At 72.4% G+C, this 14,293-nt stretch carries 10 protein-coding genes and 1 pseudogene; 3 read left to right on the top strand and 8 right to left on the bottom strand.

Going from position 1 to position 14,293, the window contains the following annotated elements:
• Nucleotides 1-150: 150 nt before the first annotated feature.
• Nucleotides 151-1,578, bottom strand: a complete 1,428-nt coding sequence (locus tag ACGFT1_RS07500; RefSeq protein WP_373908081.1) for a hypothetical protein — start codon at nt 1,576-1,578, stop codon at nt 151-153.
• A gap of 371 nt (nt 1,579-1,949) precedes the next feature.
• On the opposite strand from ACGFT1_RS07500, the gene ACGFT1_RS07495 reads away from it, so the two are divergent.
• On the top strand, nt 1,950-4,487 hold the full coding sequence (locus ACGFT1_RS07495) for an ATP-dependent Clp protease ATP-binding subunit (protein WP_373908080.1): 2,538 nt from the start codon (nt 1,950-1,952) through the stop codon (nt 4,485-4,487).
• 67 nt (nt 4,488-4,554) lie between these two features.
• Here the strand turns inward: ACGFT1_RS07495 and ggt are convergent, their stop codons facing one another.
• The gene (gene ggt / locus ACGFT1_RS07490) at nt 4,555-6,357 is read right to left on the bottom strand and encodes a gamma-glutamyltransferase (protein ID WP_373908239.1); all 1,803 of its coding nucleotides are present in this window, start codon (nt 6,355-6,357) and stop codon (nt 4,555-4,557) included.
• 143 nt (nt 6,358-6,500) lie between these two features.
• Between ggt and ACGFT1_RS07485 the strand changes: the two genes are divergently transcribed.
• The gene (locus tag ACGFT1_RS07485) at nt 6,501-7,247 is read left to right on the top strand and encodes a hypothetical protein (RefSeq protein ID WP_373908079.1); all 747 of its coding nucleotides are present in this window, start codon (nt 6,501-6,503) and stop codon (nt 7,245-7,247) included.
• A gap of 108 nt (nt 7,248-7,355) precedes the next feature.
• Nucleotides 7,356-8,921 (top strand): alpha/beta fold hydrolase, encoded by a 1,566-nt coding sequence (locus ACGFT1_RS07480; protein WP_373908078.1) that lies wholly within the window; start codon nt 7,356-7,358, stop codon nt 8,919-8,921.
• A 79-nt stretch (nt 8,922-9,000) separates the two neighbouring features.
• On the opposite strand, the pseudogene ACGFT1_RS07475 reads toward ACGFT1_RS07480, so the two are convergent.
• The 6 genes and pseudogenes from ACGFT1_RS07475 to ACGFT1_RS07450 form a co-directional block, all read right to left on the bottom strand.
• Nucleotides 9,001-9,209, bottom strand: a pseudogene (locus ACGFT1_RS07475) (amino acid ABC transporter permease); the annotation flags it as partial.
• 199 nt (nt 9,210-9,408) lie between these two features.
• Nucleotides 9,409-9,828, bottom strand: coding sequence for a DUF6278 family protein (locus tag ACGFT1_RS07470; RefSeq protein WP_373908077.1), 420 nt, complete (start codon nt 9,826-9,828; stop codon nt 9,409-9,411).
• Nucleotides 9,829-9,843: 15 nt separating this feature from the next.
• Nucleotides 9,844-10,623 (bottom strand): exodeoxyribonuclease III, encoded by a 780-nt coding sequence (locus ACGFT1_RS07465; RefSeq protein ID WP_373908076.1) that lies wholly within the window; start codon nt 10,621-10,623, stop codon nt 9,844-9,846.
• A gap of 40 nt (nt 10,624-10,663) precedes the next feature.
• Nucleotides 10,664-11,299: an MBL fold metallo-hydrolase gene (locus tag ACGFT1_RS07460; RefSeq protein WP_373908075.1), complete on the bottom strand. Its 636-nt coding sequence runs from the start codon at nt 11,297-11,299 to the stop codon at nt 10,664-10,666.
• Nucleotides 11,300-11,338: 39 nt separating this feature from the next.
• A complete protein-coding gene (gene pcaC / locus ACGFT1_RS07455; RefSeq protein WP_373908074.1) occupies nt 11,339-12,628 on the bottom strand; it encodes a 4-carboxymuconolactone decarboxylase in 1,290 nt (429 codons plus the stop codon).
• A gap of 437 nt (nt 12,629-13,065) precedes the next feature.
• A complete protein-coding gene (locus tag ACGFT1_RS07450) occupies nt 13,066-13,839 on the bottom strand; it encodes a response regulator transcription factor (RefSeq protein WP_373908073.1) in 774 nt (257 codons plus the stop codon).
• Nucleotides 13,840-14,293 lie beyond the last annotated feature (454 nt).

The following is a 14,293-nucleotide window of genomic DNA, read 5'->3' as shown; positions in this document are numbered from 1 at the left end:
GAGCAGGCCGTAGAGGGACGAACTTAAGCCTCCGGGAGGCCCTTGCCAAGACCATCGCCGCCAACCCGCGCAGTCGATCACGTTTCACACTCCGGTGGGTGAGCGGCTCCGCCCGTCGGGGGCGGACCGGGTGCGCTCCCGCGCCGCCGGTCATAAACCGTGGCCGGCCACCCGCAGCGCGTGCACGACGTCCCAGTGCCGCTCGTCGGACACGCCGAGCGCGGCCGTCAGCAGGAGGGGCACCAGGCGCTCCGGACCGGCGGCGGCGCACCGGGCGGCCTCCTCGGGCGTACGGGCCCGCACGCAGGCGTCCAGCAGGGCCCACGCCTCCCGGTGCCGGCCCTCCTCGCCCAGCCGCAGCACGGCCGCACCGATCTGCTCCGCCGGCCTCGCCACGCCCTGCCGCAGCATCTGCCGCGCGTCGGCGTCCCGCCCGGCCGCGGCGAGCGCGTCGGCGGCGGCGACCAGCCGCTCGGCGGGCAGCGAGGCGGCCTCCCACAGCAGCGTGGTCCAGTCGGCCCCGAGTCCGGCCCGGCACAGGGCGTCCGCGAGCGGCGGCAGCCGGCCGGCCGGCCACCGCGCGGCCTCGGCCAGCAGCACGTGCGCCTCACCGCTGCGTCCCTCGGCCCGCAGCCGGGCGAGCCGCTCCACGGCCCCGGCGATCGCCTCCCGGGCCCCTTCGTCCACCACCGCGGCAGCCACCGGCTCCGCCACGGCCGGCCCCGCGGCCCCGGCGAACCGGGCCCCGCGAGGCGTACGGCCCCCGGCGCCGGCGCCCGGCCCGCAGGCCTGCGGCACGACCACCGGGGCGCCCGCGTCGCCCTCCCCCGCCCCGGCGAACCGCGCACCACCACGACGACGCCCGCGGGGCGGGGGCGTCACGGGCGGGGCGGGGGCCGTCGGGGGCACGGGGGCCGGTGAGGCGGGCGGCACCGGCGGCTCGGGGGCCGCCGGCGGGTACCAAGGCGCGCCGCCGGAAGCGGGAGACGGCGGACGAGCCGGGGGCGTCGCATGGGAGGGGACCTCCGGGCGCGCCGGACCCGGCGTCCGGCGGGGGAACGCGTGTGCCCTCGGTCGGTCCAACTCGGCCATGCGGGACTGCAGTTCGGCGCAGCGTGCGGTGGCGCGTTCGTGGTCGTCGCGGGCCTGGGCGAGGTGGGTGCGGAGAATCTCGGCGCGCGCCCCGGACACCGGCTCGGACAGCAGACGGCTCAGTTCGGCGTGGCGCTCCGCGGCGTAGCGCTGCTCGCCGAGCATGACGTCGAGCCGGTCGGCCAGAATGTCCCGCGCGCCGGGCCGGGCGTCGTACGCGGTGAGCGCGGCGGCGTGCAGCGCGCGGGCCCCTTCCCGTTCGGCCGCCGCGACGGCGGGACCGCAGGTCGCGCCGAGGTCCTCCAGCAGGGCCTCGACCACATCCCACGGGGGGATCTCGCGCCCGTCCAGGCAGGCCCGCATCCCCTCGGGATCACGGTGCCAGAAGACCGCGCTCCTGCCCCCGCCCTGCCCGGCCCGGGCCAGAAGTCCGTCCAGGTAGCTAGCGAACTCCCGCACGCTGCCGGGAAGTCGATCCACCGCCATCGCCTCCGCTCCCGCCCGGCTGCCAGCGCTCCGTCCGGTAGGCAACACCAGTCGTGTTACGGACCTGCTACGCAGAGTTTTCCGGCGGCGCGCGAACGGCTCCCGGCGGGATCCCCGGCCACGGCTGCCGCCCGGACCGGCACGGCCCCCGCTTCTCCTCACGGCACGAGGGCCCACCCGGAGAGGCGCGAGGAGCCGCATGGGCGGCACAGACCCCGTGCACCCGCCGACGAACAGCACCCGCTCACCCCGCCCCCGCGAGGGACACCGCGGCGAACATGCCCGCCCCAGGGGATCGTGTCATCGTGGGCATGAACCGCCCCCACCCGGTTACCCGGCGGAGCCAGTCGTCAGCGAAGGAACGCAACGCCATGACCAACGGCTACCCTCCTGACCCGTTCGGCGAGTTCCTGGCCCGCTTCTTCGGCGGCGCCCCCGGGGGTGCCCCCGGCCCCCGGCACATCGACATCGGCCGCCTGCTCAGCCAGCCGGCCCGGGAGCTGGTCAGAGGGGCCGCCCAGTACGCCGCCGAACACGGCAGCCGGGACCTGGACACCCAGCACCTGCTGCGCGCGGCGCTGTCCACGGAGCCCACCCGGAGTCTGCTGAGCCGGGCGGGCGCGGACCCGGACTCGCTCGCGACGGAGATCGACCACCGGGCCGGTCCGGCGCAGCACGGGCCGGGCGAGGCACCGCCGCCGACGTCGCTGTCGCTGACCCCGGCGGTCAAGCGGGCCCTGCTGGACGCGCACGACCTGGCGCGGGCGAGCGGCGCCGGGTACATCGGCCCGGAGCACGTGCTGAGCGCGCTGGCCGCGAATCCGGACTCGGCGGCCGGGCACATCCTGAACGCGGCCCGGTTCTCGGCGGGCTCCCTGCCGCCGGAGGCCCCGGAGAGCAGCCAGCCCCGCCCGGAGCGGCAGCGGCCCACCGGCACGCCGACCCTGGACAAGTACGGCCGTGATCTGACCGAGCTGGCCCGGCAGGGCCGGGTCGACCCGGTCATCGGCCGGGACGCGGAGATCGAGCAGACCATCGAGGTGCTGTCGCGGCGCGGCAAGAACAACCCGGTGCTGATCGGTGACGCGGGTGTCGGCAAGACGGCCGTCGTGGAGGGGCTGGCCCAGCGCATCGCGGACGGTGACGTCCCGGACGTCCTGGCGGGGCGCAGGGTCGTGGCCCTGGACCTGACGGGTGTCGTGGCCGGCACCCGTTACCGGGGTGACTTCGAGGAACGCCTGAACAACATCGTGGACGAGATCCGCGCGCACTCCGACCGGCTGGTGGTGTTCATCGACGAGCTGCACACCGTCGTGGGCGCGGGGGCCGGCGGCGAGGGCGGCGCGATGGACGCCGGGAACATCCTCAAGCCGGCTCTCGCCCGGGGCGAGCTGCACATCGTGGGCGCGACCACGCTGGAGGAGTACCGCCGGATCGAGAAGGACGCGGCGCTGGCCCGCCGGTTCCAGCCGATCCTGGTGCCGGAGCCGACGGCCGCCGACACGATCGAGATCCTGCGCGGGCTGCGCGACCGGTACGAGGCCCACCACCAGGTGCGTTACACCGACGAGGCGCTGATCGCCGCCGTGGAGCTGTCCGACCGGTATCTCACGGACCGGCGGCTGCCCGACAAGGCGATCGACCTGATCGACCAGGCGGGCGCGCGGGTCCGGCTCGGTGCCGGCACGAAGGGCACGGACGTGCGCGCGATGGAGCGCGAGGTGGAGCAGCTGGTCCTGGACAAGGACCAGGCGGTCGCGGACGAGGACTACGAGCAGGCCAAGCAGCTGCGCGACCGGATCACCGAGCTGAAGCAGCGGATCACGGCGGCCAGCGGCGACGGGAGGGCCGACGAGGGGCAGCTGGAGGTGACGGCGGAGGCCATCGCCGAGGTGGTGTCCCGCCGGACCGGCATCCCGGTCAGCAGGCTCACGCAGGAGGAGAAGGAACGGCTGCTCGGCCTGGAGGAGCACCTGCACCAGCGGGTCGTCGGCCAGGAGGAGGCCGTCGGCGTGGTCGCGGAGGCGGTGCTGCGCTCCCGCGCAGGGCTGGCCAGCCCGCACCGGCCGATCGGCAGCTTCCTGTTCCTCGGCCCGACCGGTGTCGGCAAGACGGAGCTGGCCCGGGCGCTGGCCGAGGCCCTGTTCGGCAGCGAGGACCGGATGGTCCGGCTCGACATGAGCGAGTACCAGGAGCGGCACACCGTCTCGCGGCTGGTGGGCGCCCCGCCCGGGTACGTCGGCCACGAGGAGGCGGGGCAGCTCACCGAGGTGGTGCGCCGGCACCCGTACTCGCTGCTCCTGCTGGACGAGGTGGAGAAGGCACATCCGGACGTCTTCAACATCCTGCTCCAGGTGCTGGACGACGGCCGGCTGACCGACTCGCAGGGGCGCACCGTGGACTTCACCAACGCGGTCATCGTGATGACGAGCAACCTGGGCTCCGAGGCGATCACCCGGCGCGGTGCCGGGATCGGGTTCGGGCCGGGTGGTGCGGACGCGGACGAGGAGGCGCGGCGGGAACAGATCCTGCGGCCGCTGCGGGAGCACTTCCGGCCGGAGTTCCTCAACCGTATCGACGAGATCGTGGTTTTCCGTCAGCTGACGGGCGAGCAACTGCGGCAGATCACCGATCTGTTGCTGGAGGGCACCCGGCGGCTGCTGGACGGGCAGGGCATCACGGTGGAGTTCACGGACGCGGCCGTCGACTGGCTCGCCGAGCGCGGCTACCAGCCGGAGTACGGTGCCCGGCCACTGCGCCGCACGATCCAGCGCGAGGTGGGCAACCAGCTGTCCCGGCTGCTGCTGGACGGCACGATCGCCAGGGGCAGCCGGGTGACGGTGGACGCGCAGGACGGGCGGCTGGACTTCCGCACGGAGGAAGCCCGGCCGCCCGCACCCGAGTTGTGAGCGTGTCCCCCGGCTCAGCCGGGGGACACCGGCTTCCCGGGGGACACTGCCGTCCGGGTGCCGCCGTCTACGGTGCCGGGTCGACCACCATCGCCGAGCCGCCGCCGCGCCGCACCTTCTCGGCGGCGGCCAGCCACTTCCCCCCGGGCAGCCGCTGCACGCCGGTCGCCGCGCCGATCTCCGGGTTCACCTTGAAGCTGTGCCCGAGGGCCTCCAGCCGCGCCCTGAGGTCACTGTCGTACAGGGCGGGCTCGATCTCCGTCTGGGCCGCGTTGCGCTGGCTGGCGCGCGGGGCGGCGATGGCGTCGACCAGCGGCAGCCCCCGGTCCAGGAACCCGGTGAGCGTCTGGAGCACGGTGGTGATGATGGTCGCGCCGCCGGGCGAGCCGAGCGCCACCACCGGCCTGCCGTGCCGGTCCAGGACGATCGTCGGGGAGATCGAGGAGCGCGGGCGCTTGCCCGGGCCCGGCAGGTTGGGGTCGTGCACGGCCGGGTTGGCCGGCGCGAAGGAGAAGTCGGTCAGCTCGTTGTTGAGCAGGAAGCCCCGGCCCGGGACGGTGATGCCGCTGCCGCCGGTCTGCTCGATGGTGAGCGTGTAGGAGACGACGTTGCCCCACTTGTCGGCCACGGTGAGGTGGGTGGTGTTCTCCCCCTCGTAGGTCGTCGGGGCCGCCGTGCCGCCCTTGCCGCAGGCCGCGGGGTGGCGCGGGTCGCCGGGCGCGAGCGGGCTGGTGAGGACCGCGTCGCCGCGGATCAGGCAGGCGCGCGAGTCGGCGAACCGCTGCGACAGCAGCTGCCTGGTCGGTACGTCCTCGAAGGCGGGGTCACCGACCCAGCGCCCGCGGTCCGCGAAGGCGATGCGGCTGGCCTCGATGAAACGGTGCAGATACTGCGTTTTGCTCGCCCTGGAGAGGTCGCTGTCCTCCAGGATGTTGAGCGCCTCGCCGACGGTGGTGCCGCCGGAGGAGGAGGGGGCGATGGAGTACACGTCCAGGCCGCGGTACGACGTCCGGGTGGGCGCCTGCGACTTGGCGTGGTAGACGGCCAGGTCCTTCTCGGCCAGCTTGCCGGGGCGCGCGTTCCAGTGGGAGGCGGGGTCCACGGGCGGGTGTTCCACCGTGCGGACGATGTCGTCGCCGATGTCCCCGTGGTAGACCGCGTCGACGCCCTTGCGGCCCAGCTCCTCGTAGGTGCGGGCGAGTTCGGGGTTCTTGAACGTGGAGCCGGTGACCGGGAGCCGTCCGCCCGGCAGGAACAGCTTCGCGGTGTCCGGGAAGTAGCGGAACCGGGCCTCGTTGGACGCGGTCTGCGAGCGGAAGGTGCCGTCCACCGTGAAGCCGGCGCGCGCGATCCGCTCTGCCGGTTTCAGTACCGCGGCGAGCCTCCTGGTGCCCCACTCCCCCAGCGCGCGCTGCCAGGTGGCGGGGGTGCCCGGAGTGCCGACGCTCAGGCCGCTGCTGACGGCGTCCTCGAAGGCGAGCGGTTTGCCCTTCTCCAGGAACAGGTCGGAGTCGGCGCTCAGCGGCGCGGTCTCGCGGCCGTCGATGGTGTGGACGGTGCGGGTTCGGGCGTCGTAGTAGACGAAGTAGCCGCCCCCGCCGATGCCGGCCGAGTAGGGCTCGGTCACACCGAGCGCGGCGGCCGTGGCGACGGCCGCGTCGACCGCGTTGCCGCCCTTCTTGAGGACCTCGATGCCGGCGGCGGAGGCGTCCGGGTCGACGCTGGCGACCGCGCCGCCGTACCCGACGGCCACCGGAACCTTCGCCGGCGTCCCGCTCGCCGCCGTGCCGGGCGGGGCCGCCGCCCCCACCGACACCATGGCGGCCGAGACCGCCAGTACCACCAGTTTCCGCGTGCCAGGACGACCCATCCGTACCTCCCGCCGGGACAGTCCGCGCAGCGTAACCAGATTGCCGTAGTACTGACAGTACGCCTCGGCGGCCCGCCACACGAACGTCACACATCGAACACCGGTACGTACGTCTACCCCAGGGCCCGCTAGCATGCGCGGCCATGAACGACGACGTGCGCAACATCGTCCTCGGCGTCATGGCGGCCGGCGTCAGTGCCGCGCTGGGCTGGCTGACCCGCACCTTCCTGTGGCGGCGGGGACTGCGCCGCAAGCAGGCCTTCTTCGGGCTGCCGGACCACTCCGAGGCGCTGCTGGTGGTCAACCGCAACGCGGGCGGCCCCGAACTGGCGGTGATGCGGCACGACGTGTTCGCCCTGCTGGAGTTGTCCGCGCTCATCAAGGACTGCCGCGCGCACGCCCAGGTCGTCGCACACGACGCCGCCCGGCAGGGTTTCGGGGAGCGCACGGAGTTCTGCCTCGGCGGCCCCGTCTCCAACCACCGCACGGCGGCTCATCTGTCCTCGCTGCTGCCGGGCGTGCGCGTGAACGTGGAGGCCGAGGCCGGTGCGGACCGCGGGGCCTTCCGGATCGACGGCTCCGACTACCGCGCGGAGACCGGCCGGAGCGAGTACGTGCTGCTCGCCCGGCTCACCGTGGGCGAGCGGCGCGACGCCCGCCCGGTGTTCCTCTTCTGCGGCCAGAGCGCCATCACCAACCAGGCCGCCACACGCTATCTGGCCCGCCACCACGAGCGGCTGGCCCGCAGGTACCGCACCGGTTCCTTCGTCCTGCTGCTGAAGGTGGTCAACTCGCGGGCGTACGGCCCGGATGTGGTGGAGCTGGTGGCGGACGTGACGCGGGCGGCGCGGACACCGCGACCCGAGCCCGTCACCGGCGGCGACGAGTGAGCCCTCAACAATCTTTACCCGTACGTAACTTACCGACGGGTTACTTACGGTAAGAAGGCGCGGTTACCGTCGGGTCACTTTGCACGGAACCAGTGAAGGAGTGACCCCGTGGGACACAGTCGCGCCGCCCTGCGCACCTCCGCCGCGGCAGCCGTCTCGGCGGCCCTGATCGCCGGCACCGTCACCGGCCTCGCACCGGCCGCCCAGGCCGCCCCGTCCGTCCGCTTCGTCGACATCACCGGCGACGGCGGCACCGTGCTCAAGGCCAACGTCCTCACGCCCGCGGGCGCCGGCGCCTCGGCCCGCTACCCGCTCGTCGTGCTGCCCACGAGCTGGGGCCTGCCCCAGGTGGAGTACCTCGCCCAGGCGCAGAAGCTCGCCGACTCCGGCTATGTGGTGGTCGGTTACAACGTGCGCGGCTTCTGGCAGTCCGGCGGCCGGATAGAAGTGGCCGGTCCACCCGACGTAGCGGACGCCTCCCGGGTCATCGACTGGGCACTGGCCCACACCCCGGCCGATCCGCGGCACATCGGCATGGCCGGGGTCTCGTACGGCGCCGGTATCAGCCTGCTCGCCGCCGCGCACGACAAGCGCGTCAAGGCCGTGGCCGCGCTCAGCGGCTGGGCGGACCTGATCGACTCCATCTACTCCGGCCGCACCCAGCACCTCCAGGCGGCGGCCGTGCTGGACGGCGCCGCCACCCTCACCGGCCACGAGAGCCCCGAACTGCGCGCCATCTTCGACAACCTGTACTCCTCGAACCTGTCGAAGGAACAGGAGATGATCGACTGGGGGCAGAAACGTTCCCCCGTGACCTATACCGACCAGCTGAACGCCAACGGCGCCGCGGTCATGCTGGCCAACGCCTGGGGCGACACGGTCTTCCCGGCGAACCAGTACGCCTCCTTCTACGAGAAGCTGACCGGGCCCAAGCGGCTGGAGCTGCGCCCCGGCGACCACGCCACCCCCGAACTGACCGGCCTGTTCGGGCTGCCCAACGACGTGTGGACGGACACCGAGCGCTGGTTCGACCACTACCTCAAAGGCGCCGACAACGGCATCGAGCGCGAACAGCCGGTCCGGCTGAAGCCCCGCAGCGCGGGGGGATACGAGGGCTACCCGGACTGGAAGTCGGTCGCCGCGACCCGGCGGAAGATCGCACTGGCGGGCTCCCCCACGATCCACGCGAACGTCGACTCCGGCGCGGACGGCGGCATCGTCTTCCTCTCCAGCATCCTGGACCAGGTGGCCCAACTGCCGCCCGTCGCCTCGATGCCGCTGCTGCCGCGCCGCTGGGCGGCCGTCTGGCAGTCGGAGCGGTACGGCAGCGCCCAGCGGGTGCGCGGCACGGCGAGCCTGCACACCACGCTCACCCCGACCGCGGAGAGCGGCACCCTGATCGCCTACCTGTACGACGTGGGCCCGCTCGGCCTGGGCAAGCTCGTCACCCACGCGCCGTACACCTGGCACGGGCGGACGCCCGGCGAACCGTTCACCGTCGACCTGGACCTGTTCTCCACGGCCTACGACGTCCCCGCCGGGCACCGCCTCGCGCTGGTGGTCGACACGGTCGACCCGCTCTACCTCGAGCACAACCCGTCCGGCGCGCAGCTGACCTTCTCCTCGCCCGTGGACGACCCGTCATACGTGTCCGTCCCCTTGCGCGAGCAGTGATCTCCGGCTGCCGCCGGACGAGCCTGGCCCGTGTGGTCTGCTGCCCCCTTGCGGTCCCGGGGCCATGGGGGGGCTCCCCACCCGGCAGCAGCGTCCCAGGGCCGGCCGCGGCGACCGCCACGGCCGGCCCTGGGACTGCGCTGCTCACGGCGGGACACCCGGCCGGCGAACCACGAGAGCAGCAGGCACATCCCGATGTGGATCGGCGGTCACCATCACCACGGGGATGAACGGCAAATCGTAGTCGAGGTTGGCGGCGATGCGTTTGCCGGCGTGGGGGAACTGCTCGCGGGACGCGCGCGAGCAGGGTGTGAACGCGGCCTCCCACCGGCCGCGTTCACCGGTGTCCACGGCCGCGCGAGGCAGCTCGTCCGCCGCCCCCGGCAACCGCAACTGGTCGGAATCGCAGTGGAGTTGCCGGGCCCCCGGCACCGTGCCGGCCCGAGCCCCAGGGACGCCGGCGGGGGGCAGGGAGGCCCCCAGGGAGTCAGGCCTCGGCGATCTCCGCGTACAGCTGGGACAGCTCGGGGACCCCGCTGACCGCCCACTCCTGTCCGGCCGGCACCACCTCGAACACGCGGCCGGAGGTGAGCCGCACGACGGGCTCGCCGTCGGAGGTGATCTGCCAGGCGGCGCCGGGTACGGTCCGCACCACGACCGTGCCCAGGTACAGGCCGGCGTCGTGGCCCAGCCAGGGCAGCAGCTCGGCGTCGTCCCGCCAGCGCGGCACCAGCTGGTCCAGGGCCTCCAGCGAGGCCGGAGTGTCGTCGAGGCGGACGCCCGCCCGCACCGCCTGCGAGCGCAGCAGCTCGCACTCGGAGAGCAGCGCCGCGACCGCCCCTGGGTCGGCGGGGAGCGCCGCGTCACCGTTCTTCTTGTGCCGGGGGCCCAGGAACGGAAGGTGCATGGACCCAGCGTGGCATCACACGTCCAGGTCGACCACCACCGGCGCGTGGTCGGAGGCGCCCTTGCCCTTGCGCTCCTCGCGGTCGACGTAGGCGTCCTTGACGGCCTGGGCGAACGGCACGTTGCCGTACACCAGGTCGATGCGCATGCCGCGGTTCTTGGGGAAGGAGAGCTGGCGGTAGTCCCAGTAGGTGAACGGCTGGTCGTACTTCAGCGGGCGCGGCACGACGTCGCTCAGGCCCTCCTCGCGCAGGGCGGCCAGGGCGGCGCGCTCGGCCGGGGTGACATGGGTGGAGCCCTCGAAGGCGGCCCGGTCGAAGACGTCGTCGTCCGTCGGCGCCACGTTGTAGTCACCCAGCACCGCGAACGGGCGACTGCCCTGCGCGTCGCCCCGCACCGCCGCTCTCAGGGCCTCGAACCACTGGAGCTTGTACGCGTAGTGCGGGTGCCCGACCTCGCGGCCGTTGGGCACGTACACCGACCAGACGCGGACCGGGCCGCAGGTCGCCGAGAGGGCGCGCGGCTCGGTCACACCGTCGTAGCCGGGGTCACCGGGCAGGCCCTTGACCACGTCCTCGATGCCGACGCGGGAGAGTACCGCCACGCCGTTCCACCGGCCGGTCGCGTGGACCGCCGCCTCGTAGCCCAGTTCGCGCAGCTGGTCGACCGGGAACTGCTCCTCGGCGATCTTGGCCTCCTGGAGGCAGAGCACGTCGGTGCCGCTGCTCTCCAGCCAGGCCAGCAGCCTCGGCAGGCGGGCGGTGATCGAGTTCACGTTCCAGGTGGCGATGCGCATGTCCCCCAACCTACCCGGCGGGTCCGACAACCGGCCGTGCTCACAGATCGGCGGAGGCCCCCGGATCCAGCCGCAGGTGGTCCGTGCCCCCCAGGGCGCCGATCTGGCGGTCGTAGATCGGCCGGGCGAGGTCGGTGAGCAGGGCGTCGTGGACGTCGTAGGCGCGCTGCGGCCCGACCTCGCGGACGTAGTCGATCACCTCGGAGATCTTGCTCCAGGGAGCCATCACGGGGAGCATCAGGGTCTCCACCGGGCGCGAGGGGACGGTGAGGGCGTCGCCGGGGTGGAAGACCCTGCCGCCGTCGATCAGGAAGCCGACGTTGGTGATCCGCGGGATGTCCGGGTGGATCACCGCGTGCAGCTCGCCGTGGACCTCCACCTCGAAACCGGCGGCGCTGAACGCGTCGCCGTGGCCGACGGTGTGCACGCGGCCCGGGAAGGCCGCCGCGATCTGGTCGGCGACGGACCTCGGCGCCCAGATCCGGGCGGCCGGGTTGGCCTCCAGGGCGGCCCGCAGCCGGCCCTCGTCGAAGTGGTCCGGGTGCTCGTGCGTGACCAGGACGGCGTCCGCGCCGACCGCCGCGTCCTCCTCGGAGAACCCGCCCGGGTCGATGACGAGGGTGCGCCCCTCCTTGTCGAGGCGGACGCAGGCGTGGGACTTCTTCGTGAGCTTCATGTCTCACCATCCTGCCGCGTACGACGGCCCCGCGGGGCCCTACTCGGCGGGCGTGGTCTCCTCCCGGATGACCTCCCGGGCCACCCGGAACGCGCGGTTCGCGGCCGGCACACCGCAGTAGACGGCCGCCTGGAGCAGCACCTCCGCGATCTCGTGCGGGGTCAGTCCGTTGCGCAGGGCCGCGCGGGTGTGGGCCGCCAGCTCCTCCTGGTGACCGCCCGCGACCAGCGCGGTGAGCGTGATGCAGCTGCGGGTACGCCGGTCCAGGCCCGGCCGGTCCCAGATCTCGCCCCAGACGTACCGGGTGACGAACTCCTGGAAGTCCCCGGAGAACTCGTCGGCCTGCGCCAGCGCCCGGTCCACATGCGCGTCGCCGAGCACCTCCCGGCGGATCTTCAGCCCGGTCCCGTACCGGTCGGGCTGCCCGGTGGCCTGCGCCGGTACGGCCGCCGGGGCGATCTCGGCGACCGGCGCGGCCTGCGGCGGCGCGGCCGGGACCGGGACGGCCGGGGCACTGGGCAGGACGTTCTGGCCGGTGTCGAAGGACTGCTGCCAAGCACTGGAGAAGTGGTGCACCAGCAGGTCGGTGACGGCGGCGGGCTGCTCCACCGGGACCAGGTGCGAGGCGCCGGGGACGACCGCGAGGCGGGCGTCCGGGATGCCGGCGACCAGGGTCCGGGCCTCGGCGGGACCGGTGACCTGGTCGTCGGCACCGACCAGCACCAGCGTCGGCACACCGACCCGGCCCAGCTCCGGCCGGACGTCGAACCCGGCGAGCGCCTCGCAGGCGGCGATGTAACAGCCCGGATCGGTGGTGCGGACCATCTGCACCGCCCACTCGGTGATCGCCGGCTGCGCGGCGGCGAACCCACCGGTGAACCAGCGGTCCGGCGCGGTCCGGGCGATCGGGTCGAGCCCGTTGGTGCGCACGATCACCCCGCGCTGGCGGAACTCGTCCGCGGTGCCGAACCGGGGGGAGGCCGCGACCAGCGCGAGGGAGGCCAGCCGCTCGGGGTGCCGCAGGGCCAGCTCGATGCCGACGGCCCCGCCCAGCGCACACCCCGCGTATCCGAACCGCTGCACTCCCAGCGCGTCCAGCGTCACCAGCAGCCGGGCGGTCAGCTCGGCGACGGAACCGGCCGGGTGGGCGGGGGCGCCGCCGTGGCCGGGCAGATCGAACCGGAAGACCCGCCACTGCTTGACCAGCTCCGGCACCTGGCGGTCCCACATGTGCCATGTGGTACCCAGTGAGGGACCCAGGATCAGGACTGGGGCGTCTTCCGGCCCGTCGAAGCGGTATTGCAGGGTGTTCGGTGGCGTCTCACTCACGCCCCAGACCTTCTCACGTATCACTAAATCCCACACAGCCGGGGAAAGCCGGCGGCACGCACCCGCGGCTCGACTCGTCGGGCGTCGAACCCCTGATGGTCAAGGCGATCACCGGGCGGAGAGAGCGGTGACGACCTGACACGACGTTGTGCCGCCAGGGCCGTGCCCGCTCAGGGGACGGCGGGGCGACAACGCCGCCAGCGCATCTGTCATCCGTTCATCACCACGCCCGGCCGCCGCCGGGAGGGCCTGGCCCGGGCGATGTGTACACCACGCGATGCCCGGCATCCCACACCTGCGCAACCTCGCCGTGCCGGGCCGAGTGAGCGACCCGCCCGGCGGGCATCCATGTCTCCGGCTCAGCGAAGACCATTTCGGGACAACCCTTGGCCGTGCCCACGAACAGAACTTCGCCACTTCGCCCGTAGGCCGACACCTCACATGACGAGCAGCCCGGACTCCATGGCCCTGACAACCGCAAGGGTTCGGTTGGGGCAATTGAGTTTGGCCAAAATGATGCCGACCGCGCGTTTGACTCCATGCTCGGAGATACCCAGCGATCGAGCGACTTGTCGGTTGCTCAACCCCTCGGCGATCAGGCGCAGCACCTGATGTTCACGTGCCGTCAGCGCGATCATCGACGCGCGCTTCGAGGCGGTGTCCTCACCGGCCTGGTCGGGCGACGCCACGGATCGTCGCGCCAGGGTCGCCGAGACGTGGAATCGTCCAGCCTTCACGTCGATGATCGCTTCGCGCAGGGTATCCGGACGGAGGTCCGCCCAATCCAGAAAACCGCTTGCATGATCGACCCAGGATTGCTCAACAACGTCTGCCGAATCCACCAAGATCAGTACATGGATGTTACGGAGGCGCAGCTTTTCAGCAGTCTCGCCCGGTACGGACTCCAGGGCTCTGCTGTCCGAAATGATCAGCTGACCGTTGCAGAATGTCGAGGGATCTTCGATATCCGCGACGGATTGCATGGTCAACTGGATGTCGAGCGAACGAAGCATTCCCTCGATACTGTATCGATGAATGTCGTCTTCGATTATCAGCGCCATTCCGGTCTGCAGCAGGGAACGTCCAGCCTGCGGCGAAGCCCGCCCGCCAGACATACCGGACGCCAAGTAGTCGATCTGACTGCTGTAGTTTTCGTTATTTCCGTTGTTCGAAATCAGTGGCCACGTCAGCCTGTTCTTCACGCTGCCCATGTCAGCGCGCAATCCTCCGTCGCCCATATCACTGACACCCCGTTAACTCATGTTAATTCAGTTCTGAAACGTTCGATCTTGATAGATGAGCATGGCACGGAGTCACGGGAACTGTCCACCCGGAACGGACCACCGCACGATGGGGCGTTAACGGACTCATACCGGGCTCAATCCGACAATCCTGTTGGCCGAGCGTGCGGCCTGTCGGCGCCGATCGCCGCGCTCGACTTTCACTTGTTCTTCGCGGCGACGACGCAGGAGAGCGGCAGCGAGCGACCGACTGGATGGACTCCGTGATGTTCACGGCGACCTCCGGGACGGGCAAGTCCGTCGGCATCTCCTTCGCCACGCAGAACTGCCGCCAGACCGTGCTCGATGAGGAGACATCGTAGGAGACTTATGAAGATCTTGCTCAGGGGACTGCCGGTGGAGGGCTGGGCGACCCCTTTGGCTA

It is taken from the genome of Streptomyces sp. Y20 (assembly GCF_043195475.1).
Lineage (GTDB): Bacteria > Actinomycetota > Actinomycetes > Streptomycetales > Streptomycetaceae > Streptomyces.
This window is presented reverse-complemented; position numbering and strand designations above follow the sequence as displayed.